The following is a 426-nucleotide window of genomic DNA, read 5'->3' on the forward strand; positions in this document are numbered from 1 at the left end:
AACTTTAGTCGTATTTGGGATTCCATTTTACTTTATTCTCGTGAATGCTGCGAAGGATACACAGGAGTCTGCGCTGCTGAATATGTCATGGCCAAGCTCCTTCCAGCTAGTAGAGAATATGAAGGCTGTACTAGCAGCGCAAGACGGCATGATCATTCGTGCTTTCTTTAATAGTACTCTCATTACCGGATTTTCTATCGTGTTACTCATTATCCTTGGCGCTATGTCAGGGTATGTGCTGCAGCGCAAGGTCAGCAAAGCATCACGTTTCTTTGACTTTTTGATCCTTGCAGGGCTGATTATCCCGCCAGCAATCGTACCGACAATTTGGGTATTAGACGGAATCGGATTATTTAAAACAATGCCGGGAATCATCCTTGTACTTGTAGCATTGAATTTACCGTTTACAGTATTGCTTTACAAAGG

1 pseudogene is annotated in these 426 nt (G+C 43.0%); it reads left to right on the plus strand.

Features of this window, described 5'->3' with window-relative positions:
• Positions 1-426: pseudogene (locus tag AAHB12_RS31380) on the plus strand (carbohydrate ABC transporter permease); the annotation flags it as partial.

The sequence above is a fragment of the Bacillus sp. OTU530 genome (assembly GCF_038440375.1).